Source organism: Ulvibacterium sp. (genome assembly GCF_028285715.1).
In the GTDB taxonomy this organism is placed as follows: domain Bacteria; phylum Bacteroidota; class Bacteroidia; order Flavobacteriales; family Flavobacteriaceae; genus Ulvibacterium.
Genome location: NZ_JANQOO010000017.1, coordinates 499,061 through 521,890 on the forward strand (window position 1 = coordinate 499,061; position 22,830 = coordinate 521,890).

16 protein-coding genes are annotated in these 22,830 nt (G+C 42.8%); 8 read left to right on the forward strand and 8 right to left on the reverse strand.

Translation table 11 applies throughout. From position 1 onward, the window contains the following. Positions 1-22 precede the first annotated feature (22 nt). Positions 23-808, forward strand: a complete 786-nt coding sequence (locus Q0993_RS09255; RefSeq protein ID WP_299532142.1) for an SDR family oxidoreductase — start codon at positions 23-25, stop codon at positions 806-808. Here the strand turns inward: Q0993_RS09255 and Q0993_RS09260 are convergent. Beyond that, positions 803-1,693, reverse strand: coding sequence for a tetratricopeptide repeat protein (locus tag Q0993_RS09260; RefSeq protein ID WP_299532145.1), 891 nt, complete (start codon positions 1,691-1,693; stop codon positions 803-805). The genes Q0993_RS09255 and Q0993_RS09260 overlap by 6 nt on opposite strands. Before the next feature lie 228 nt (positions 1,694-1,921). Here Q0993_RS09260 and Q0993_RS09265 point away from each other — a divergent pair, with 228 nt between their 5' ends. Beyond that, positions 1,922-8,002: an alpha-2-macroglobulin gene (locus tag Q0993_RS09265; RefSeq protein WP_299532148.1), complete on the forward strand. Its 6,081-nt coding sequence runs from the start codon at positions 1,922-1,924 to the stop codon at positions 8,000-8,002. Positions 8,003-8,054: 52 nt separating this feature from the next. On the opposite strand, the gene Q0993_RS09270 is transcribed toward Q0993_RS09265, so the two are convergent. The 4 genes from Q0993_RS09270 to Q0993_RS09285 form a co-directional block, all read right to left on the reverse strand. Continuing rightward, positions 8,055-8,585: a DUF4136 domain-containing protein gene (locus Q0993_RS09270; protein WP_367279598.1), complete on the reverse strand. Its 531-nt coding sequence runs from the start codon at positions 8,583-8,585 to the stop codon at positions 8,055-8,057. A gap of 62 nt (positions 8,586-8,647) precedes the next feature. Then, on the reverse strand, positions 8,648-9,649 hold the full coding sequence (gene obgE, locus Q0993_RS09275; protein ID WP_299532150.1) for a GTPase ObgE: 1,002 nt from the start codon (positions 9,647-9,649) through the stop codon (positions 8,648-8,650). A 53-nt stretch (positions 9,650-9,702) separates the two neighbouring features. Continuing rightward, positions 9,703-10,224, reverse strand: a complete 522-nt coding sequence (locus Q0993_RS09280; protein ID WP_299532152.1) for a GNAT family N-acetyltransferase — start codon at positions 10,222-10,224, stop codon at positions 9,703-9,705. An 82-nt stretch (positions 10,225-10,306) separates the two neighbouring features. Beyond that, the gene (locus Q0993_RS09285) at positions 10,307-11,413 is read right to left on the reverse strand and encodes an adenylate kinase (RefSeq protein WP_299532154.1); all 1,107 of its coding nucleotides are present in this window, start codon (positions 11,411-11,413) and stop codon (positions 10,307-10,309) included. Positions 11,414-11,538: 125 nt separating this feature from the next. Here Q0993_RS09285 and Q0993_RS09290 point away from each other — a divergent pair, with 125 nt between their 5' ends. From Q0993_RS09290 to Q0993_RS09305, 4 genes are all read left to right on the forward strand, one after another. Then, a complete protein-coding gene (locus Q0993_RS09290; RefSeq protein WP_299532157.1) occupies positions 11,539-12,702 on the forward strand; it encodes a 5-(carboxyamino)imidazole ribonucleotide synthase in 1,164 nt (387 codons plus the stop codon). Next, entirely contained in the window at positions 12,695-13,186 is a 492-nt protein-coding gene (gene purE, locus Q0993_RS09295; RefSeq protein WP_299532159.1) for a 5-(carboxyamino)imidazole ribonucleotide mutase, read from the forward strand. Before Q0993_RS09290 ends, purE begins: the two co-directional genes overlap by 8 nt. 81 nt (positions 13,187-13,267) lie before the next feature. After that, entirely contained in the window at positions 13,268-15,295 is a 2,028-nt protein-coding gene (locus tag Q0993_RS09300) for a M3 family metallopeptidase (protein ID WP_299532161.1), read from the forward strand. A gap of 88 nt (positions 15,296-15,383) precedes the next feature. Further along, the gene (locus tag Q0993_RS09305; RefSeq protein WP_299532163.1) at positions 15,384-15,905 is read left to right on the forward strand and encodes a 5'(3')-deoxyribonucleotidase; all 522 of its coding nucleotides are present in this window, start codon (positions 15,384-15,386) and stop codon (positions 15,903-15,905) included. Positions 15,906-15,927: 22 nt separating this feature from the next. Here the strand turns inward: Q0993_RS09305 and Q0993_RS09310 are convergent, their stop codons facing one another. Together Q0993_RS09310 and Q0993_RS09315 are read right to left on the reverse strand one after the other, a co-directional pair. After that, positions 15,928-17,760 (reverse strand): heparinase II/III family protein, encoded by a 1,833-nt coding sequence (locus Q0993_RS09310; RefSeq protein WP_299532165.1) that lies wholly within the window; start codon positions 17,758-17,760, stop codon positions 15,928-15,930. A gap of 6 nt (positions 17,761-17,766) precedes the next feature. After that, positions 17,767-18,126 (reverse strand): rhodanese-like domain-containing protein, encoded by a 360-nt coding sequence (locus Q0993_RS09315; protein ID WP_299532167.1) that lies wholly within the window; start codon positions 18,124-18,126, stop codon positions 17,767-17,769. A gap of 120 nt (positions 18,127-18,246) precedes the next feature. Here Q0993_RS09315 and Q0993_RS09320 point away from each other — a divergent pair, with 120 nt between their 5' ends. Beyond that, positions 18,247-18,801 (forward strand): sigma-70 family RNA polymerase sigma factor, encoded by a 555-nt coding sequence (locus tag Q0993_RS09320; protein ID WP_299532835.1) that lies wholly within the window; start codon positions 18,247-18,249, stop codon positions 18,799-18,801. 197 nt (positions 18,802-18,998) lie between these two features. Here Q0993_RS09320 and Q0993_RS09330 read toward each other — a convergent pair whose 3' ends face one another. After that, a complete protein-coding gene (locus Q0993_RS09330; protein ID WP_299532168.1) occupies positions 18,999-19,475 on the reverse strand; it encodes a hypothetical protein in 477 nt (158 codons plus the stop codon). A 501-nt stretch (positions 19,476-19,976) separates the two neighbouring features. Between Q0993_RS09330 and gcvP the strand changes: the two genes are divergently transcribed. Further along, positions 19,977-22,826 (forward strand): aminomethyl-transferring glycine dehydrogenase, encoded by a 2,850-nt coding sequence (gene gcvP, locus Q0993_RS09335; protein ID WP_299532169.1) that lies wholly within the window; start codon positions 19,977-19,979, stop codon positions 22,824-22,826. The last annotated feature ends 4 nt before the right edge of the window (positions 22,827-22,830 follow it).

A 22,830-nucleotide genomic window follows, 5' to 3' on the forward strand; every position in this document is an offset into this window, starting at 1 on the left:
ATTTACGTAGTTTAAAAAAGAAATGGAGATATATCTAGAGGGAAAAAAGGCCTTGGTCGGCGGTAGTAGCGGCGGTATCGGAAAGGCAATCGCCCTTCAATTGGCGGAAAGCGGGACCAGTGTTACCCTGATGTCTCGTAGTGAGGAAAAACTAAAGGAAATTGTCATGGATTTGCCTACCGACCAAGGGCAAGCACATCACTATTTGGTGGTGGATTTCAATGATTTTGAGGCTTACAAAAGAATCATTTCCAACTATTTCGAGAACAATTCCGTGGATATTTTGGTCAACAATACCCAGGGGCCTGCTGCGGGCAATACTTTGGAAAAGCATGTACCTGATTACCAAGAGGCCTTTGACCTATTGTTCAAAACCGTTGTTTTTACTACGGAGCTGGCTTTAAAACAAATGCGGCAAAATCAATGGGGACGTATTATTAATGTGGCCTCGGTCTCCGTGAGGGAACCTCTTTCCTATCTAGCACTCTCGAATTCGATTAGGGCGGCGGTGGTTACTTGGGCCAAAAGCCTGGCAAACGATGTAGGCGCTGCACAAATTACGGTAAACAATATCCTCACCGGATATTTTGATACGGACCGTATTGCGCAACTCAATGCAAAAAAAGCGGAACAACTGGGGATTTCCATAGCCGAGGTGCGTTCAGAAATGGAGTCCCGAGTTCCTTTGAGGCGAATTGGGAAACCTAAGGAATATGGATACCTGGTTGCTTTTTTGGCTTCGGACAAGGCAGCATATATCACCGGCACATCGATTCCGATTGACGGCGGCCTTTTGAAAAGTCTATGACCTCAACGTGCCCATGGCCTCGATTTTTTTCTGCTCTTCTAAGGCGGCTTCCAATTCGTTATCTATATACAAAGCTCTGGCAATCCATTTTAGGGCCTTAGGTTTGTCCTTCTTCTTTCGATATAATTTGGCCATTCTAAAATAGGCCCATTTTAAGGGAACCCCATCCAAAGATGTGTAGTTTTTGATGTATTGCCCCATATGATACACTCCTTCGTCCAATTTAAGGTCATACTCACCGCAAATCTTTCCAATTTGATAGTGCAGTTGGTTTCGTTCTATACTTTCCAAATCGTCCAAAAGTCCCAAGGCATATAAATAATCCTGTTTCGCTCTTTCGGGATTTTCATCGTATTCATGTACATAGCCCATGGCCAAATAGCCATCGATTGGGGATACGGATTTCAATTTTTTGGCATAGTCAAAAGCTTTGGAAGTACTCCCTCCCAAAATACCCGGCAAGCTTATATAAAGATCCACCAAAGCCCAATGCACTTCTATTGAGCTTGAATCCAAAGTGGCGGCTTTTTTAAAATTCTCCTTAATTTTTCCTACTAGGGTAAGGGCCTTAAACCTATTGCTATTTTGGGCTTTTTTGGCCATAACGCCTCCATATTTAAAGGCATAGTCCGAAACCTGTGGGTAGGTCTCGGTAAGCTCCTTGTAAATGGCAATGGCATCGTCCCATTTGCCTTGATAGCCATAAACCTCCCCTAGCCTATCCTTGACATCCTTATCCGTCGTGACTTGAATTTCCTTTAGAAGTTCGGTCTCCGCTTGGACGTATTTCTTTCTTTCGATAAGTTGATTTATATCAACTCCTGTGCTTTGCGCCTGGCATACATGCAACTGAACGACAGCGGACAGGAAAAGAAAATATTTCATGGCAAATCAAAACTTTGATGTTTTGTCGGTAGATCTTACCATCCCTTAATTTTTTTAATACAGTTTCAGACCTCCAAATGGTTGTCCAAACTCATTTGGGGACTTCGTTCACTCATTTAAACTTTCGTATGGCACAAGTTTTGCTCACATTTGTTGCTTAATTTTAGCCTATGTGATCCTACTCCTTGTGAACATGTTAATCATGTGATAAGGGAGAACAAATTTAAGATGAGATACCTGGTTTTACTATTTACGATACTTCAATTTTCAATGGCCAATGCACAAAGTGATACTTCGTACCAAGCACTTTGGAGGCAAGTAGAAAAACTGGAAAACGAGGCGCTGACCAAATCGGCCTTGAAGGTAGTACGATCCATCTCCGAAAAGGCGAAGGAAGAAGGTCGTTCGCCCCAAATAATAAAGGCATTGCTGTATACCTCCAAATACGCCATGACATTGGAAGAAGACGCCCAATTGAAGATTGTAAGCGACTTTAAGTCCGAAATCCAAAAGGCGGAATTCCCCACAAAAAATGTACTGGAAAGTTATTTGGGGAATCTGTATTGGCAGTATTTTCAACAGAACCGCTATCGGTTCTATGATCGTACCGAAACGGAAGCCAAAGTAGACAGTATCGACTTTCGGACGTGGGATTTGACCACCCTTTTCGAAGAAATTCACCAACATTTTACCGCTTCGTTGGAGAATCCGACAAAATTACAGGCCCTAAATGTGAACGAATTCCAGGAAATACTGACCAAACAAAAGGGTTCTGAAACCTATCGTCCAACCCTATTCGATCTGTTGGCCCATACCACGCTACAATTCTATAAAACTCCTGAAAACGCCATCACACGACCTGCGGATAAATTTGAAATGGACGACCCGAAATTACTTTGCGAGGCCTACCAATTTACACAGCTATCCATTGATTTTACGGACGAAACCTCCCTACAATCCAGAGCCTTGCAAATCTATCAGGAACTTACGAAGTTTCATTTTTCGGATGTTCGATTGGAAGCCTTGGCAGATGTGGATATTGAACGATTACGATTTATTCATCAAAATGCGGTTTTCCCAAATAAGGATATGGCTTATCTTGATGTTCTTCAAAACTCCGTAGAAAACCTAAGTCATCATGAGGTATCGGGTTTGTACCAATATGAAATTGCCCTATTGTACAATCAATGGGGAAATTCATACCAACCCAAGTCCAAAGAAGAACATCGATGGAAGCTAAAAGAAGCGCTGACGCTTTGTGAATCGGTTATCGCGCAATTTCCGGAAAGTACGGGTGCCGAAAAGTGCAGGGCCCTAAAATCCGAAATTCTTTCCAAAAGTTTACAATTGACCGTGGAGCAATATATCCCCATTGATTCTCCCTCCCGAATATTGGTGAACTACAAAAACCTGGATGAACTTCAGCTTGTTGCATATGAGGTATCAAACAACGATATCAAAAAACTGAATACCCTGTATCCGGAATCCGAAAAACTGAACTTTATCAAAAAACTATCCGCGGTTAAAAAATGGGAGGCTCCGTTGAAAAATGAAAACGATTTCCAGCGGCATGGTATTGAGGTCTTGCTGCCTAAATTAGGCAATGGACAATATATTCTTTTGGCCGTCCCTAAAGCGGAAATCCATAATACGTTCGCTTATGCGAAGATTCAGGTAACAAATTTGGCCTTAGTTGAAACCCAGACCCCGGAACATCATCAATTTCAGCTCATAGATAGGAACAATGGAAAACCTCTGGAAAATGCTAAGCTACAATTTACCTATCAGGAGAACTACGACCGTAAGTTTCTGACGGAAACATTTACCACCAATGCTAAGGGTGCGGTACGAATTCCACGGGGCACCAAGCGCTGGACCTCCATAGATATAAAGGGGGTTTACAATGACGATACGGCCCATTTTGGAGCATATTACATCGGCTCAAAATCAAATACACAAGTTCTCGGTTCCCTGGATAATTCCGCTTTTTTGTTTACCGATAGAAGTATGTATAGACCGGGACAAGTACTTTATTTCAAAGGAATAGCAGTTTCAAGGGAAGACGATGCGTCCCAAATCCTTCCCAATATTCCAATGACAGTAAACCTTAAGGATGTAAACTATCAAGAAGTGACCACGTTGGAGGTAACGACCAATGAATTTGGTTCGTTTTCAGGAAAATTTATATTGCCGGACAACGGACTTACCGGGAGTTTTTCGTTACAGGCAAGTTCAAAAGCAATCAAAATCAATGGCACTACCGAATTCTCCGTGGAAGAGTATAAACGGCCCAAATTCCAAACCTCTTTCCAACCTGTAAAAGAAACCTATAAGGTCAACGACAGTATCACAGTAAAGGGCACGGCAATCGGTTATGCAGGCAGTGCCATTACCGATGCCCAGGTGGCCTACCGTATACGCCGAGTCGTTCATTTTCCAAGATGGTATTATTGGAGTAGATCTTACTTCAATTCCCCTCCACAGGAAATCGCTTATGGCATTACGGTAACCGATGCTTCCGGAAACTATAACATTACTTTCAAGGCTATTCCGGACAATAGTATTGAGAAGAATAATCTACCGACATTCAGTTATGAAATTACCGCGGACGTAACCGATATTAATGGTGAAACGCATACGGCCACCGATATTGTCCGTGTGGGTTACCATACCCTTAATGCCGATATCAGGATTTCGGATCGGCTGGACAAAAATGCGAAAGACCATACCATTGAAATAACGACCATCAATCTAAATGGCCAAGCTGTGGATGCCAAGGGTACCCTTAAAATGTATAAGTTACGGCCCTCAAAATACGTACTGCGCAATAGGCCTTGGGCTTCACCCGATTACCAAAATTGGGAAAAAAGCAGTTTTAAGAAACTATTCCCACATGATGCCTATTCCAACGAGCACGATTTTACCAGTTGGGACAAAGGAAAATTAGTATGGGAGTCTGATTTTGATACAGGAAAATCCACAGAATTTCCCTTGGACACCTCCAAAAAATGGGAATCGGGCAAATACATTTTGGAACTTCAGACCCAAGACAAGTTTGGACGAGCTGTAAGGGCCAAGACCATAACAACACTCTTTGGAGAGAAAGATGCTGCTTTGGCGGACAACCAATTGTTCGATATAAAACTTGATAAATCCCAGTATCAAATTGGTGAACGGGTAAAAATTGTGTTGGCCTCGGCCGCAAAAGATCTTTTTGTAAGCGTAAGCGTGGAAAAAAATCGAGAAATCGTGGATACGAGGGTTATCCGATTGAACCAAAATACCCAAAGCTTTACCCTTCCGGTTACACAATCGGATTTGGGTGGCTTTGCGATCCACTATAGTTTTTCAGCATTCAATGCCTTTACTTCCGGCTCTTTGGTGGTTCCTGTACCTTATCCCAAAACCGATTTGGAAATCGAAACGGTGACGTTTCGGGACAAATTACAGCCAAACACGGCTGAAACCTGGACTTTTCAGATAAAAGGTCCAAAGGGTGCCAAGGTAGCCGCCGAATTGTTGGCCAGTATGTACGATGCTTCCTTGGATGCCTTTCGCGAACATTCTTGGAATGTCGGTTTCGCCTATCTACCTACTTACTATTCCAATAGCCATAGCAATGCTTACAGAAGTTTTGGAACGAAAGGTTTCCGGATATATCGTGACCTTTCCGGTAGATACAACTACCAACCCCAGTATTATGATACTTTTGATTGGTTCGGGTTTCATTTTGGATATGGGTCAAGAATCCGCGGAACTACTGGCAATCTGGTGCGGAAATCCAGTGCGCCTCCAGCTGCAATGGAAGTATTGGAAGAAAGTGCAGCCCTGGACGAAATAGCTGTTGTGGAAAATGACCCTACCGGAAAAATTGCTGGGCTGGCAGAATTCGACAAGGCACCTGAAGAAAATCAAATAGCAAAAAAAGAAGCGGATTTTAGCACTGTAGCCATTCGTAAAAACCTACAGGAAACCGCATTTTTCTTTCCACAATTACGCACGGATGAGGAAGGCAATGTATCCTTTAGCTTCACCACACCGGAAGCCTTGACCACATGGAAATTGTTGTTATTGGCTCATGACAAGAATCTTCAAAGTATGTATACTACCTTGGAAGCGGTAACCCAAAAGGAACTCATGGTCATCCCCAATGCACCACGATTTTTACGGGAGGGTGATGAAATTACCCTAAGTACTAAAATCGCTAATCTTACCAATCAAAAGCTTTCGGGCCATGCAAAACTTCAATTGGTGGATGCCCTTACGGGTAAAGATGTTACGGAAAAGCTGTTTTTGACCCCCTCCAACGAAATTGCCGCACCAGTTGAAAAAAAGGAGTTTTCAGTCGATTCATTGGGTAATACCCAAGTCTCATGGCGATTAAGGATTCCCGAAGGGATGCAGGCCGTACAGTATACTATATTGGCCAAAGCAGGGGATTTTAGCGATGGGGAACAAAACGTGCTTCCCGTATTGACCAATCGAATGCCCGTGACCGAGACTTTACCAATGTGGGTCGGTGGTAATCAGACCAAAACCTTTGTTTTGGACAAGTTATGGGACAATACCTCTACCACTCTCAGCAACCACAAGTTGACTTTGGAGATTACCTCCAACCCCGCCTGGTATGCGGTACAGGCCTTACCCTATCTTATGGAGTATCCTCATGAGTGCAACGAACAAATCTTTGCAAAGTATTATGCGAATACCTTGGCCAGCCATATTGCCAATACCAATCCAAGGATACAGGAGATATTTGACCAATGGAGAAATTCCGATGCGTTATTGAGTAATCTGGAAAAGAATTCCGCACTGAAGTCACTTTTGATCCAGGAAACTCCATGGTTGCGCGATGCCCAATCTGAGACTGAACAAAAAAAACGTATTGCCCTATTATTCAACCTAAATACCATGCGGAACGAACAGGCCAATTCCTTGGGCAAACTTCAACAGAACCAGTTGTCTTCCGGGGCTTGGGCATGGTTCAAGGGCGGACGGGCCAGCCGATATATCACACAGCATATCATTGCAGGATTAGGGCATTTGAACCATTTGAAGGCAACAAATACGGACAATCGTCTACCACAAATACTTAAAAGCGCTCTTCAATATCTTGATTCCGAATTCGTAAGCGAGTACGAGCAAATGAAAAAGTATACCAAAAACCCTAAGGATGACCATCTTAGCCAAATGCAAATCCATTACCTCTATATGCGCAGTTTTTTCAAGAACATCAAGACCTCCAAAAAAGTGGATGAAGTTTTGGCCTACTATCAGGACCAGGCAAAAAAGTATTGGGTAAAAAAGGGATTGTATTCCAAAGGTATGTTGGCCTTGGCCCTTTATCGTATGGATGATGGAGCTTCGGCTAATAACATTTTAAGATCTTTAAACGAAAATAGTATTTCCAATGAGGAGCTGGGGATGTATTGGAAGGAAAATACTACCTCCTGGCACTGGTATGAAGCCTCAATAGAAACACAAGCCTTGATGATAGAGGTATTTTCAGAATTACAGCACGATGTCAAAATCGTTGACAAGTTGAAGGTGTGGTTGCTAAAACATAAGCAGACCAACCAATGGAAAACCACCAAAGCCACAACGGAAGCGGTTTATGCCCTTTTATTGCAAGGTAATGATTGGCTATCCCTGACCGAAACGGTAGAGGTATCCGTTGGAGAGCAAAAGATAGAAGCCTCCCAACATGACGATGTTAGGTTGGAAGCCGGAACGGGGTATTATAAGACCTCATGGAGCGGGGATGAAGTGAAATCCAAAATGGCCCATGTTACGCTTGCGAAAAAAGGAGAAGGCGTTGCTTGGGGCGGGCTGTACTGGCAATACTTTGAAGACTTGAACAAGATAACTTCAGCGGAAACCCCATTGCAACTCAAAAAGAAGCTTTTCCTCAAAAAGAATACTAACACGGGCGAAGAAATTTCTACAATTACCCCTACCACAGATTTGAAGGTGGGGGACCTGTTGCGCGTGCGTATAGAACTCAAGGTGGATAGGGATATGGAATTCATACATATGAAGGATATGCGGGCAGCAGGGTTTGAACCCACAAATGTACTTTCCAGCTACAAATGGCAGGACGGATTAGGTTACTATGAAAGTACCAAGGATGCCAGTACTCACTTTTTCTTCGATTATTTGCCTAAAGGTGTATATGTTTTTGAGTATGACCTTCGGGTCAACAATGCCGGGGATTTTAGCAATGGTATTACTACGGTTCAGAGTATGTACGCTCCTGAATTCAGCAGTCATAGTTCAGGGACTAGAGTATTGGCGAGAGCCGGAGAATAGGTGTCCTAATGACAAATACAAAAGACGGGTTGTACTAAGAGCTGCCGATTCCTTACTTCTTGATTTTAGGCGGGTACTTGGATAGCACCTTCTCTACAATTTCCTTTAATTTCTGTTCTCGCTCGAGCGGGGATGCATCTTCCTTGAAGGAACTTTCACTGACCGCTTGCCAAAAGAGCATATCTTTTTGGTTATCCACAAAGTCAAATTGAATCCGACGTTCCAAGTTGGTCCTACCCACTGGAATACCAATGGAAACACCACCACCAACGTTTCCACCACCACCGCCGACCCCTAAGCCTACATTGCTGTTGCGGGGAGCTTGAAATGTGTTGCTCTGTATGTTAATCAAAAAATCGGGTTCTTCGGAAAAGACCAACCCTTTAGATTGCAAGGCAATATCCAATACCCGAAAAAGTCTTTTGTCATCCAATTCACTAAGGCCGGTATCCATGTCCGGATAATAGTTGAAAGTGGTATAATTTGAAAAATCGGTGGCCTTGTCGTAATCGTAGTTGACCTGAATAGCATTGCAAGAACCCAAAAGAAGCACAAGAAGAATGTATCCTGCTGTTTTCATCATATTTCTTTTCTTAAAAATACTGAAAAAAGGAATAACACTTTGGCATACAGCACTATATTCGACTAACTGGCGAGTAAACCCCAAAGCCTATCCTTTAATTCTTGAATGCCCAACTGTACCACGGAAGAAATAAACAGATAAGGCACTTCCTTAAAATCCCTGTCCAATTCCGTACGCATCATTTCCATGAGTTCCTCATCCAAAAGATCACTCTTAGAAATCGCCACAAGGCGCTGTTTGTCCAGCAGTTCTGGATTATAGCGCCGTAATTCATCCAAAAGAATCTCGTATTCCTTGCTAATATCCTTGCTATCAGCCGGGATTAAAAAAAGTAAGGTGGCGTTTCGTTCTATGTGCCGTAAAAAGTAATGGCCCAGACCCTTGCCTTCAGCCGCACCTTCAATGATTCCAGGAATATCCGCCATAACGAAACTTTGAAAATCACGATGCTTCACAATACCTAGATTGGGCTTTAGGGTTGTAAACTCATAGTCCGCTATCTTTGGCCTTGCCGAGGTGACGACCGAGAGCAAGGTAGATTTTCCGGCGTTTGGGAAACCTACCAGACCCACATCGGCCAGTACCTTTAATTCCAAGGTTACACGTTTTTCCTGCCCGGGTAATCCCGGTTGGGCATATCTTGGGGTTTGATGGGTACTACTTTTAAAGTGGGTATTTCCTAAACCACCCTTACCTCCCCTTACGATAACCTTTTCATCCCTTTCTTCCGTTATTTCAAAAAGAATGGCATTGGTCTCGGTATCCCTGACCACGGTACCCAGGGGCACCTCCAATATCACATCTTCCCCGTTGGCGCCAGTACTGGTCTGTTTGCCACCATGCCCTCCATGACCGGCCTTAAAATGCCGTTGAAACTTATAATGGACCAAGGTCCATAAATTTTTATTACCGCGGACAATGATATGACCACCACGACCACCATCCCCACCATCCGGACCACCCTTGGCCACGTATTTTTCGCGGCGAAGGTGTGCGGAACCTTGCCCTCCTTTACCTGAGGTCACATGAATTTTTACGTAATCTACAAAATTGCCTTCGGTCATAAGTCTAATCCTGTAATCCCATGAGTAGGGAATCCTAATATATTAAAATCAACTTATTCAATGGGACTCGAAATTGCGTAGGTAATCCCTTCTTTCTCAGGTAATACCCAAGATCTTTCTCCCTCGTTTAGCCTTTTGGCGCCGATTTTTTCAAGTGCCTTTTGGGAACGGAAATTCTTGGGATGCACATAAAAAACAACTGTTCTGCAGAAATTTAGGGCGTAACCTACCATTAACCTCTTCACCGCTCTGTTGTGAAAGCCACCCCAGTAATCCCTGGCCAAAAATGACCATCCTATTTCCACAACTTCTTCAACTTCATCCACAATCTTAAACCTTGAACTCCCAATAACATTTTTGGATTGCTGGTCTGTAATCAACAAAGCACCGCCTGATATCATGGATTCTTTAAAAAACAAGGTGAACTCCTTCAATGTGTAGCGCAATTTATTTTGATGTTGCTCCCAAATCAAGGGGTCGGACGCCGCATTCAACAAGTTTTCAAAATCTTCTTCCCTTAAGGGTCTTAGACTCACCAAGTCATTTTCCAATAAAGGTTGAAGATTAAAGTTCATTTCAACGGATAAAACAGCAAACGGTTAAAAAAAGAGCTGCGGAAAAACGGCCCAGAAGTCCCTCTTTGAAGCAAATGAAAGTTTAAAGCTCCTCGATTACCTTGCCCAATCGCATAGTAATTTCATCAATGGCCCCAATGCCGCTAACACTGTGGAATTTGCCCTGGGCTTCGTAATAATCCATTAAAGGGGCTGTCTTTTGGTTATATTCCTCAAACCGGTTGCGAATTTTGACCTCGTCCTGATCATCGGAACGGCCGCTCACTTTACCCCGTTCCAAAAGCCGCTGTATCAAAACTTCGTCATCAGCTTCCAAGGCAATAGTGGCATTTATTTCCATATTCTTGGTTTCCAATAGCTTATCCAATGCCTTAGCTTGTGCCTTAGTCCTAGGGAAACCGTCAAAGATAAACCCGCTGGCTTCCGGGTTTTTTTCCACCTCATCGCGCAACATGTTAATAGTGACTTCATCCGGTACCAAATCGCCTTTATCCATATAAGATTTGGCCAAAGTCCCTAAGTCTGTCCCATTTTTAATATTATAACGGAATACGTCTCCAGTGGAGATATGTTTTAAATTGTATTTCTCCTTTAGAAATTCGGCCTGTGTCCCTTTTCCGGCACCCGGCTTTCCGAACAATACAAGGTTGATCATATGTTTTTGGTTTAATTGGTATACTTCTTTGAGATTCCGCCCCAGTTCCTTGTAATCAAGACCATAGCCCACAATAAATCTATCGGGGATTTCAATGCCCACATAATCTATGGTATATTCTCCATTATAGACTTCCGATTTATAAAACAAACTGGCTATTTTGAACTCCTTTACATTGGAACTGGAAAACAAATGGACCAATTGCTGCAATGTACGGCCAGAATCTATAATGTCCTCCAAGATAATTACACTGCGGCCCTCAATGTTCTCTGGGGGATCTAGAAGTGTTTCTACAATACCTGTGGAGGTTAGCCCTTGGTAGGAGCTTAACTTAACAAATGAAACCTCGCAGGGATGGGCATATTCCTTAAGGAAGTCCGACACGAACATAAAGGCGCCATTTAGAACACCCACAAAAATAGGGGTCTTATCCTTGTAATCCGCTGCAACTTCATTAGCCATTTTCTGAATCGCCGCCGTAATCTGACGTTCGGTCAAAAAAGGTTTAAAATATTTGTCGTGAAGCTTTATCAACACTGCAATTTTATCCGGGATGGCAAATATACCAATTTGATTTTGCTTTTGGAGCAGGGCAACTTTTGTTTTGGAAATTCATTGTATTTTTGCATCGCCTCCCAAATAAGGCAAAACGAAATCCTATGAGCTATTTCTCTTCAAATTTTAAGCTAGGCATTTTAGGCGGTGGCCAACTAGGGAAAATGTTGCTTTATGAAACCCGAAAATGGGATATTCATACGCGAGTTATGGACACCTCACGGGATGCTCCCTGCCGAATTGCCTGCAACGATTTTATTCTGGGCGATCTCATGGATTTTGATGATGTATATTCTTTTGGGAAGGAAGTGGATGTTCTTACCATTGAAATCGAAAATGTAAACGTGGACGCCCTGGAAAAATTGGAGAATGAGGGTATTAAAGTATATCCGCCTACCAAGGCCTTACGTACTATACAAAATAAAGCCAAGCAAAAGCTTTTTTATATTGACCATGGTATCCCAACGGCACCTTTCTCGCGCTTTGCTTATGCCAGTGAAATACGGGACAGTTTGGAAAATGGTGGACTCAATTTCCCTTTTGTTTGGAAAAGTGCGCAATTTGGGTATGATGGCCAAGGTGTCAAAATAGTCCGAAAAATTGAAGATTTGGAAGGATTACCTCCCGGTGAATGTATTGCAGAGGATTTGATACCCTTTAAGAACGAATTGGCGGTCATTGTAGCAAGAAGTGCCAATGGAGAACGTATTACCTATCCCGTTGTGGAAATGGAGTTCCATCCAGAGGCCAATCAGGTGGAATATGTCATTTGTCCGGCCCGTATTGATGGTGTTGTAGCCAGAAAAGCCCAAGAAGTTGCCTTAAGGGTATCAGCGCAGATTAAACATGTTGGATTATTGGCCGTGGAAATGTTCCAAACCCAGGATGATGAAATTCTAGTGAACGAAGTAGCGCCAAGGCCGCACAACAGTGGCCATTATAGTATTGAGGCTAGCTATACCAATCAATTTGAACAACATATTAGGGCCATTTTAAATCTGCCCTTGGGAAACACGGCAAGTAAGGTAGCGGGCATCATGGTCAATTTGGTTGGGGCAGAGGGTCACACCGGGGAAGTAACCTATGAAAATATGGATCGGGTGTTACAAATGGAAGGCGTAACCCCACATATCTATGGAAAAAGACAGACGCGTCCCTTTCGTAAAATGGGCCATGTGACCATTGTCAACGAGAATGTTTCCAGCGCAAGGGAAATAGCACAAAAGGTAAAGGAAACCATAAAAGTAATAAGCAAAGAGCATGAGTAAAGTAGCGGTGGTAATGGGAAGTACCAGCGACCTGCCCGTTATGCAGGAAGCGATAGACATACTAAAGGGATTTGATATAGCGGTGGAGGTAGACATTGTATCCGCGCACCGTACACCCGAAAAACTCTTTGAGTTCGCTAAAAATGCCCATGAAAACGGTTATGCCGTTATTATTGCCGGTGCCGGAGGAGCCGCACATCTTCCAGGCATGGTAGCCTCCATGTCCCCGCTGCCTGTAATAGGCGTTCCTGTAAAGAGCAGTAATTCAATTGACGGCTGGGATTCAATCCTCTCCATTCTACAAATGCCCGGTGGCGTACCGGTAGCTACCGTAGCCTTGAACGGGGCCAAAAATGCCGGTATCCTGGCCGCCCAGATTATAGGTAGTTCAGACAAATGCGTGCTGGATAAGATCATGTTATATAAGGAAGGATTGAAACAAAAAGTTATCGACGGAGCCAACAAAGTACAAACCAAGAAATAATAATACTTACCAATTCTTGGTTGATGGTCATTTGTTTTAAAGTTGTCACCGTCAACCATCAACTCTAAACTATCAGCGAATATGAATCCCCTACTCAGTCCTTTTGATGCGGCACCTTTTTCAAAAATAAGGAACGAACATTATAAACCGGCATTTTTGAAAGCTATGGAAGATGCCCGGAAAGAAATCGATGCCATTACGGACAATCCCAATGCCCCGACCTTCGAAAACACGATCGAGGCGTTGGAGTTTACCGGTCAACACTTGGATAGGGTTTCGAGCCTATTTTTTAACCTGAATTCTGCCGAAACCAATCCCGAAATCCAAAAGATTGCCCAGGAAATCTCCCCCCTACTTTCTGAATTCAGCAATGATGTTACCCTGAATGAAGCCTTGTTCAAAAGAATCAATTTTGTCTATCAACAAAAAAATGATGTAACCCTATCCACTGAACAGCGGACTCTGCTAGAAAAAAAGTACAAAAGCTTTAGCCGAAATGGGGCCAATCTTGCCGAAGACAAAAAGAAACGGCTTCGTGAAATCGATGCGGAGTTGGCCAAACTTAAATTGCAATTTGGGGAGAATGTATTGGCCGAAACCAACAAATATGAATTGCACCTCACCAATGAAAATGATTTGGACGGTCTGCCCGAAGGAGAAAAGGAAGCAGCTGCACAGCTGGCCCGCTCAAAAGATAAAGAAGGTTGGTTGGTAACCCTGGATTATCCTAGTTATATCCCTTTTATGAAGTACTCCAAAAACAGGGAATTGCGCAAAAAGTTGTCCCTGGCCTTTGGTAGCAAAGGTTTTCACGCGGACAAACTGGATAATCGGGCAAACGTCCTCAAAATTGCGCAACTTCGATACGAAAGGGCAAATTTGTTGGGCTACGAGACCCATGCCCATTTTGTGTTGGAAGAGCGTATGGCCGAGACACCTGAAAGGGTACATTCATTTTTAAACGAACTCTTGGGCAAGGCAAAACCGGCCGCCGAACGAGAATTTCAACAATTGGAAGATTTTGCCAAGGAACTTGATGGTATTGATCGGTTGCAAAAATGGGATGGCAGCTATTATTCCGAAAAATTGAAGCAGAAGCTTTTCAATTTGGATGATGAAAAGCTGAAGCCTTATTTTAAATTGGAAAATGTCATTGCCGGAGTTTTTAAGGTAGCAGAAAAACTCTTTGGATTACAGTTTGAGGAAGTTTTTGATATCGATACCTATCATGAAGAAGTAAAAACCTACAAGGTCTATGATTTGGAGCATAATTTCATTTCTCTTTTTTATGCAGACTTCCATCCCAGAAAAGGAAAACGAGGCGGTGCTTGGATGACTTCGTACAAGCCCCAGTACCAAAGGAACGGGGAAAATGTTCGACCTCATGTTTCCAATGTCTGTAATTTCACGCGCTCAACGCTCAGCAAACCATCCTTGCTGACGTTTACCGAGGTAACTACATTATTCCATGAATTTGGGCATGGGTTGCATGGTATGTTGGCCAATACTACCTATCCAAGCCTTTCGGGCACCTCGGTATATTGGGATTTTGTAGAACTTCCCAGTCAGGTGATGGAGAACTGGTGTTACGAAAAAGAAGCCCTTGAGCTTTTCGCCATCCATTATAAAACAGGCGAGTTGATCCCTATGGAATTGGTTGACAAAATAAAGGAATCCGCTACTTTTCAAGAAGGCATGGCCACACTACGACAACTGAGTTTTGGACTGTTGGACATGGCATGGCATGGAGGAAATCCTTTGAATATAACCGATGTAAAAATTCATGAGAACCAGGCTTTTGAGGGCACCCAATTGTATCCCGATACCCCGGAAACCTGTATGAGTACGGCATTCTCCCATATTTTTCAAGGAGGATATTCCTCAGGTTACTACAGTTATAAATGGGCCGAGGTTTTGGATGCCGACGCCTTTGCCTTCTTTAAGGAAAAAGGAATTTTCAACAAAGAGGTGGCCACGAAATTCAAAGAAAATGTACTTTCCAAAGGAGGTACTGAAAAGCCGATGATGCTTTATAAGAGATTCAGGGGCCGTGAACCAAAATTAGAGGCTCTATTGGAAAGAGCCGGACTTTTGAATACTATGGCGTAGTTTTTTGGGGTTAACTTATTGATAAGCCTTCGCCTGAGTTCCTTTATTCTAATACTTTTTACCGAACTTCGCCCAAAACTAATTTAGTATGGTCTTATTTGTAGACATGGACGAGGTACTTGCGGATACCTACGGTGCGCATATTGAACAGTATAACAAAGATTTTGGCGAAAATCTTACGGTAGACTTTTGTTCTGGCTGGGAAGTATGGCAAAAAGTACCCGAAAACAGAAGGGAAAGCATTCGTCTGCATACCTCGCAAAAGGGCTTTTTTAGAAACCTTAAAATCATTCAGGACAGTCAAAAAGTTATGAAGGAATTGACCAAAAAGTATGAAGTGTATATTGCCTCCGCTGCCATGGAATTTCCAAGTTCCCTTGAAGAAAAATCGGAATGGCTGGATGAGCATTTCCCCTTTATCCCCTGGCAACAGCGAATTCTATGTGGCCACAAGCACATTTTAAAGGGAGATATCTTGATTGATGATCGAACCCGCAATCTGGAAACTTTTCATGGCAGAAGCATTATGTTCAGCTCTCCACATAATGTCCATACCAATGGTTTTGAGAGAGCCAGGGATTGGAAGGAAGTAGGTGAAAAGCTGCTATAGCAATCCAAGCTGTTTCCTAATATTAGTCAAATCTAACCTTAATGATTTCTTCAGTACCTGGTTTGGAAAAAATCTCAAACCCCAACAATTGGGTTCCCAGGTTTGGGGCATCAAAATCCGAAGGGGGTGGATTGGTTTCATATGTTCTGAATAAGGACTCTTTTGGCCGTAACAACTCTACCGTAATGGATTTTCCTCCCTTGGAAAGATAAGCCGTTCGGCCGTCTTCGGCAATCTTTATTTCAGCAGGGGTCACAAAGGCCCAGCGAATTTTGGAAGTACCCGTATTACTGGTCCGAAGGGAATCCGTGATTACAAGTTCTTGATTGTGGCCCACTTCAAAAGTCCTTTTCGAATGGGTTAATTGGGGTGCATAAATTGAGGACAAATTTACCCCTACCCTAAACGCATGGGTATTGTCATTAATCATTTCTAAAGTGGCAAAGGCCTCTGGATTCTGCAGAGAGTCATTTACGACTAAAGTATTATGTGAAAATACATTGTTTCTAAAAACCTTCCATCTATCGGATTTTTTGTTTCTTTTCCAAATACCCAGTCCTAAACTTTCAAGGGAATGGTATCCTTGCAACCCCAGATCCAATGCCCAACGCACCCCATGCTTTTCAAACACAAAAGATCCTATATCCATGTGGGCGTGATTTGCCGAGGGGCTCCCGGCCTTGACGCCCAGGTAGAGGGCCGAGTCCGACCATGCCGATCGATATACGGCAATTGGCGTGGTACCATGGGCAAAATAGTGGTTTTCAGCATCAAACCTAAGTTCAGGAATATCCAACGACCATATGAGAATAAATGGAAGAAACCGATTTGAAATTCCGGTGGCCTTAATTTTTTTATCACCATCCATATAAGATTTCAAAATATCGATTTCTTGCCACAGCAACTCCGGTCTACCCATTTCCTTGGAAAAATAAAATTGTGCCGCATTGAGCCTAGGGTTTTCCCTGGAATCTGAATAATTGAAGTATAGCCCGGACGGGCCTACGACATGGCGATAATAATTGGAGGTTTCCAAAAATCCAGGTTGACTTAGCAAGCCGAAATCAGAAGAAAAGGCCGTTTGTAAGGCAGCGATCAAAAGTACATTGTATGTGGTTCCATAAGACCAGTACATGGGGCCTTCGGGGTAGTTTCCATTCGCTGCATACTCCTTCATTGCCTCTGGGACATGTTCAATACTTCTTTTGATTACCCTAGTGCACACATCCGGATCCGAATCGAATACTGCGATTGCAGCTGCGGTCAATCCTCCATGGCAAACTGGGTTCCAATTATTGGAAGAACTGATCCAAGCATGTTCCATAGTCTCATCCAGTGAGGTTCCGATTCCTTTTTCCAACAAGGCGTCTACAATAGTTTCTCTTTCTGTGACATTTAAATCATGGAACAGCCAATCATATCCAATGGCCAAGCCCATGGCCATTTCGGCAACGTCCAAATAATGCGAGGGATTCCAAGACGAAAATCCACTTGCGGCCAGCATTTCTTGTTTGGCCTTCTTAAAATATGGTTTGTGTCCCGTAACCTTGTACGCATAGGCCAAATAGAGTATGCGCTTCAAATATGTTCTAGAAACTTCAAGCAATCTTCTACCCTCCTTAATTTCCAATGCGGGTGGAATGGCCAAAAGACTATCACAATTCCTTAAAATCTGTTGATGGATAAACGCATATCTTGTATCGGAATCGATTCTTTGTTTTATTGTATTAATCGTGCCCGGTGCGATAAACAATCTCGGATGTTCTTTTACCAGATTTTCAGAGGTCTGTGAAAAGGAAAACTGAATCGATAAAGCGAAAAGGGTAAGTATTCCTATTGAACGTTTAATTGTCATTATCCTTTAGAGTTTTTCTTTGGCCTTCCAATGGTCATAACCTCCCTCCAAGTTAATCGTATTCCGGTAACCCAAAGAATCCAGCAATTTTTGTGCCTTGGCACTCCTACCTCCTTTTTTGCAATACAAATACAACTTTCTGTCTTTAGGCATGGTATCGAAATGTTTTTGAAACCCTAAATCGAACCAGTTAATATTCACGGCATTTTCTAAGTGCCCCATGTTGAATTCCTTAGGGGTCCTGACATCGATCAATATCCCATCTTTGATATCCTTTTGTGAAAACTCTGTGATAGGTTTTGATTTTATTTGACCATAACAGGTATTAAGACCGAGAAAAACCACGATTACAGATAAAAATTTCATCGAATCCAATTTAAAAATCAAAAATAAGCAATTATGGCAGCTAGAAAATATAAGGAACAAAATGGGAATATGCGGTTAATTAAATCAAATTCATCTATTTTTGATAATGACAAGGCATCTATGACAACGCAACAACTACATCCCGAAACTTGGGTAGACTCCTATGCAGACTACCTTTTTAACTATGCCGTGGCCCGAGTAAACGATTCGGAAATAGCCAAGGATCTGGTCCAGGAAACCTTTTTTGCCGGATTAAACTCAGCTAAAAATTATAAGGGAGACGCCGCCGAGCGCACTTGGCTTATTGCGATTTTGAAACGAAAGGTAATTGATTATTACAGAAAGATTAACTCAAAAAAAGGTAAGGCGGAAGTACGCATGAGCTATAGTGCCGGAAGCGATTCAGAAGGCGATTGGATGGAAGAGCAGGTAGCAGATCCCTTCAGCAGCTTTGAAAACGATGCCATCGAAAATGAGGAATTAGGATTGGCCATACACGGTTGTATTTCCAAATTGCCCAAGAAACAATCTTTGGTATTCACCATGAAAACCATACGTGGAATGAGTACTGAGGATATTTGTAATGAACTTGGTATAAACCCGTCTAATCTATGGGTAATGATCCATAGGGCTAGAACTTCCCTGATGGGCTGCCTAAATCAAAACTGGTTCTAAAATGATGATATCCTGCGAGAAAGCGGCGTCGATATGCAATAAAACACAATACAGGGAAGCGACCTTTATGGAAAAGATAAAGCTGAAGATACATTTGCTTATATGCAAAACATGTTCAGCTTTTACCAAAAAGAATACAAAGTTGACCGCTTTGTGCGAAAAAGCAAATCTACACAGCCTTTCGGAGGGTGAAAAAATTAAAATGAAGCAACGATTGGAAGAGAAAATCTAATTTTTTCCAATAACCAAATTAGCACCCACCAGAAAAAGGGGATGGCTTCTACCCAGAACGCTGAAAAATATTTATTCTGGTTTTGCCTGGTCACTATTAAGATGCTCCCTATCCCAAAAAGTAAAAATGTTTTGGACAAAATTTCGTTTTGGGTAATTTCATCCTTGAAAAAAGTCAGAAGAAAGAAGAGCACAATCAGTGAAATGCCCAAAACTTTGGTTTTTACCACACCGTAACGCCGCGGCAGTGTTTTTAATTCGGGTGGATCATATGCCATATCCCGAATTTCGAATGGGATTATTAAAGCAAGTACGAGCATAAAGCGTTGTGTTGTTTCTACCCAAACGTCCCAGGAGATAATTGAACCCGCAGCCACTACAGGAAGTACAACGGTAGTACCAGCCCATACCACACCGACTGGAAATATTTTAAACCCTGCCAAACTTCTTAGACTCCGGGTTTTGGGAAGGACGGGAAGCGCATAAAGAACCGTAAACAATCCCAATATTGTCAGCACGAAAATAGCGTTCCACTCAAGAAAAAATAAATGGTATGCCGCAATTCCTAGGCAAACGAAACTAAAAAATTGAATGTACCCGTGGTATTGGTGTGCAAGTTGAACGTATTTCTTTACTTCCAGCCCATATTTAATGAAATTGTAACAGGCAACACTTCCAAAAAATATAAGAGAACATAGATGTCTGTCCACAGGTATACGTAAAAGGGAAGATGTTACCCAGAGTAGCGAAAAGATGGCCAAAGCCACATGGATGCTAGCGTCCAGGTAAAAATCAAAAATACGACCCAAGAGCTTCATCGAACAAAAGTAGCCAAACTGTTTATAAACCCCTTTTTTGGTTAAAAACTTTGCCCTTCGCTACACCCCGTTTTGTCCATTTTCAGGGAATTTATCCCTAATTTTGTGCAGCTTTTAGTAAAATTTATGAGGACAGATTTGTTTGCTTTACGCCATATCGGTATACGGGAAGAAGACCTTGCACATATGTTGAAGGTTATAGAGGTAGAGAATTTGGAGCAACTTGTTTATGAAACGATACCGGATGAAATTAGGCTTAAGGAACCTCTGAAGTTGGACACCCCTATGAGCGAGCATAAATTCCTGGCGCATTTGCATGACTTGGCCCAAAAGAATAAAGTTTTTCGCTCCTATATTGGTTTGGGATACCATGAAAGCCTCACTCCTTCCGTAATAAAGCGCAATATTCTGGAAAATCCGGGATGGTACACGGCCTATACCCCATATCAGGCGGAAATTGCCCAAGGCCGCTTGGAGGCGTTACTTAACTTCCAGACCATGGTATGTGACCTTACCGGAATGGAAATTGCCAATGCATCATTGTTGGACGAAAGCACTGCGGCGGCAGAGGCCATGACCATGTTATTCGCCGTAAGAAGTCGCGAACAAAAAAAGAACGATGTCAACAAATTTTTCGTTTCCCAGGATGTCTTGCCTCAGACATTATCCCTCCTGAAGACCCGTTCAAAACCGTTGGGCATTGAATTGGTTGTCGGTAACCATATGGAGTTTGATTTCGGGAACGAATTTTACGGAACACTTTTGCAGTATCCTGGCAAATACGGCCAAATCCATTCCTATTCGGATTTTATAACAAATGCGATAAAGAACAACATTAAGGTCGCAGTGGCCGCAGATATTCTAAGTCTGGTTTTGTTGACCTCTCCCGGTGAACTTGGTGCGGATGTAGTTTTGGGTACTACCCAACGTTTTGGCATTCCACTGGGATATGGTGGGCCCCATGCCGCCTATTTCGCCACCAAAGAGGAATATAAACGACATATCCCGGGCCGTATAATAGGTGTCACCAAAGATATGGATGGAAAATCCGCTTTGCGTATGGCATTACAAACCAGGGAACAGCATATCAAAAGGGATAAGGCCACATCCAATATTTGTACTGCCCAAGTGCTTTTGGCCGTTATGGCTGGTATGTATGCCGTATATCATGGCCCTAAGGGGCTAATATATATTGCCGAAAAAGTACATCGTACTGCGGTGACATTGGCTGAAAACCTGGAAAAAATGGGGTTGTATCAGGTAAACACATCGTTCTTTGATACCATTACGATTAAATGCGATGTGCGTATACTCAGGCCTATTGCCGAGGAACATGAAATTAACTTTCTTTATAGTGACGACGAAACTGTTTCCATTTCAGTGAACGAAGCCACCTCCTTAAATGATCTAAATCAAATTCTAGGTGTTTTTGCAAAAATCTTGGACAAAGAAATCGACCCGATAAAAGAACTATCCAATCAATCAGCTATTTTGGAGGATGTTGTCCGAATTTCCCCATTTTTAGAAAATCCCGTATTCAATTCCCATCATTCGGAGACCGAATTGATGCGGTATATCAAAAAGTTGGAACGCAAAGATCTATCCCTGAACCATTCCATGATTTCCTTGGGATCTTGTACCATGAAGCTTAATGCGGCTTCGGAATTGCTGCCTATTAGCTGGACGAATTGGGGCAACATTCATCCCTTCGTACCTATTGAACAGGCAAAAGGGTACCAAATCGTTTTACGCGAATTGGAAAAGGACCTTACGGAAATCACGGGTTTTGCCGGAACCTCGTTGCAACCCAATTCAGGTGCCCAGGGCGAGTATGCCGGTCTGATGGTAATAAGGGCCTATCACGAATCCAGAAATGAGGGACATCGCAATATTTGTATCATCCCGGCATCGGCACATGGTACCAACCCGGCATCGGCAGTAATGGCCGGAATGCAAGTGGTAGTGACCAAAACCGATGAAAAAGGTAATATAGATGTGGTTGACTTGGAAGAAAAAGTGATAAAGCATGCTGATAATTTGGCTGCCCTAATGGTTACCTATCCATCCACACATGGAGTTTTTGAGTCCTCTATTAAGCGTATCACCAAACTCATCCATGATAATGGTGGACAGGTCTATATGGATGGAGCGAATATGAATGCCCAGGTTGGGCTTACCAATCCGGCCTCGATAGGGGCCGATGTTTGCCACCTAAACCTCCATAAAACTTTTGCTATTCCACACGGCGGAGGAGGACCAGGAGTAGGCCCCATTTGTGTAGCGGAACAATTAGTGCCCTTTCTACCCGGGAATCCGGTAATCCCAACCGGCGGGGAAAAGGCGATTTCCGGAATCTCGGCCGCCCCTTGGGGAAGTTCATTGGCCTGTTTAATCTCCTATGGCTATATTAAAATGTTGGGAGAACAAGGATTGACACATTCTACCAAAATCGCTATTCTGAATGCCAACTATATTAAGCATCGTTTATCGGGAAAATACAATGTCCTATATAGCGGTGAAAATGGTAGAGCGGCACATGAAATGATTATAGATTGTAGGCCTTTTAAACAAAATGGCATTGAGGTCGTGGATATTGCCAAACGACTTATGGACTACGGTTTTCATGCCCCTACAGTTTCTTTCCCCGTTGCGGGGACGGTTATGATCGAACCCACAGAAAGTGAGAACTTGGGTGAGCTAGATCGATTTTGTGATGCCATGCTATCTATTCGGGAGGAAATCGATGCGGTCCATGCGGACAATCCCAACAATGTATTGAAAAATGCACCACACACTTTGGAAATGGTCACTAATGATGATTGGGATTACCCTTATAATAGACAAAAAGCGGTATTTCCCTTACCCTTTATTGCAGAGAATAAATTTTGGCCATCTGTCAGAAGGGTAGATGATGCCTATGGTGACCGCAATCTGATTTGCACATGCACACCTATTGAAGCTTATGCTGAAGCATAAAAAC

What these genes read in the sequence shown, in the direction of transcription:
- Q0993_RS09255 (WP_299532142.1), top strand. Translation starts at nt 23, where the DNA reads ATGGAGATATATCTAGAGGGAAAAAAGGCCTTGGTCGGCGGTAGTAGC.
- Q0993_RS09260 (WP_299532145.1), bottom strand. Translation starts at nt 1,693, where the DNA reads ATGAAATATTTTCTTTTCCTGTCCGCTGTCGTTCAGTTGCATGTATGC.
- Q0993_RS09265 (WP_299532148.1), top strand. Translation starts at nt 1,922, where the DNA reads ATGAGATACCTGGTTTTACTATTTACGATACTTCAATTTTCAATGGCC.
- Q0993_RS09270 (WP_367279598.1), bottom strand. Translation starts at nt 8,585, where the DNA reads ATGATGAAAACAGCAGGATACATTCTTCTTGTGCTTCTTTTGGGTTCT.
- obgE (WP_299532150.1), bottom strand. Translation starts at nt 9,649, where the DNA reads ATGACCGAAGGCAATTTTGTAGATTACGTAAAAATTCATGTGACCTCA.
- Q0993_RS09280 (WP_299532152.1), bottom strand. Translation starts at nt 10,224, where the DNA reads ATGAACTTTAATCTTCAACCTTTATTGGAAAATGACTTGGTGAGTCTA.
- Q0993_RS09290 (WP_299532157.1), top strand. Translation starts at nt 11,539, where the DNA reads ATGAGCTATTTCTCTTCAAATTTTAAGCTAGGCATTTTAGGCGGTGGC.
- purE (WP_299532159.1), top strand. Translation starts at nt 12,695, where the DNA reads ATGAGTAAAGTAGCGGTGGTAATGGGAAGTACCAGCGACCTGCCCGTT.
- Q0993_RS09300 (WP_299532161.1), top strand. Translation starts at nt 13,268, where the DNA reads ATGAATCCCCTACTCAGTCCTTTTGATGCGGCACCTTTTTCAAAAATA.
- Q0993_RS09305 (WP_299532163.1), top strand. Translation starts at nt 15,384, where the DNA reads ATGGTCTTATTTGTAGACATGGACGAGGTACTTGCGGATACCTACGGT.
- Q0993_RS09310 (WP_299532165.1), bottom strand. Translation starts at nt 17,760, where the DNA reads ATGACAATTAAACGTTCAATAGGAATACTTACCCTTTTCGCTTTATCG.
- Q0993_RS09315 (WP_299532167.1), bottom strand. Translation starts at nt 18,126, where the DNA reads ATGAAATTTTTATCTGTAATCGTGGTTTTTCTCGGTCTTAATACCTGT.
- Q0993_RS09320 (WP_299532835.1), top strand. Translation starts at nt 18,247, where the DNA reads ATGACAACGCAACAACTACATCCCGAAACTTGGGTAGACTCCTATGCA.
- gcvP (WP_299532169.1), top strand. Translation starts at nt 19,977, where the DNA reads ATGAGGACAGATTTGTTTGCTTTACGCCATATCGGTATACGGGAAGAA.